Here is an 895-nt window from a genome sequence, read left to right as displayed (position 1 = left end):
CTTTGAGAAAGGATTTTCGTTCGGATAGCCCAGTGCATTATTTACTAGACGACAACCCTCTATCGCATAATCATTACGAGAATGAGTATGTCCGTAACACCAAATCTTTCCACTAGCTTGAGACAACCATTTGGAACCATCAAAGTAGAAAAAACTTGTGATAGGATCTATCCGATATTTCCCATGCACATTAGACCAATCAGGTCCGACATGAGTAACTACAACGTTGCATTGCTTAAATACCTTTGCAAGTTTCTCCTCTTCCTGCAGAAATATAGGAGACTCGATAATATAATTTACATCATTCATCGTTCGTTTCCACAGTTCATGGAGTCTTGCTTTTGTCATACCTAACTCTTGAATGCCAAACGAATAATCGTACCACATCCCTGTGCCACCGAATGTTACGCCCTCAATTTCCATCAGATGTCCATCTAGCGGAAAAACACCAGGAATTTCTGCTGCATGCTGTTTCATTTCTCCCCAACGATTTATAGAGCTATTGTTATAAAGCTCTCGCTGCGCGGAGGAAATCATATATAAGTCATGGTTCCCAAATGTAAACAGTACATATTCGTAATACCGCCTAAAGCTTGTCAACATAAGAATATTCTGTTCATTGTAATGCCCTAAATCACCAGCGATTACTAGTACTTTTGATGGTTTATCAGGCAGTATATCATCAATGAATGAATCTATTTGAGATCTCATTCTATTCACATTTTGAAAAAAAGGAATCCAGAATTCAAGATGGATGTCAGAAATCAAATCAAAAGTTTGCATTGGCTCTCCCTAAATCTGATATTTTAACAGGATCGTTCACTGTTCATTTATCTCGGCCGCCACCAGGGTAGACCGAATTGGAAATCTGGTCACTAAACCGATTAACAGTTGC

At 38.9% G+C, this 895-nt stretch carries 1 protein-coding gene; it reads right to left on the bottom strand.

Annotation, left to right across the window (positions count from 1 at the left end; all coding sequences use genetic code 11):
* The coding region (locus OB236_RS08115; RefSeq protein WP_262683505.1) for a metallophosphoesterase at positions 1–783 on the bottom strand (783 nt) is incomplete at its 3' end.
* Positions 784–895 lie beyond the last annotated feature (112 nt).

The sequence above is a fragment of the Paenibacillus baimaensis genome, from assembly GCF_025567575.1.
This window is presented reverse-complemented; position numbering and strand designations above follow the sequence as displayed.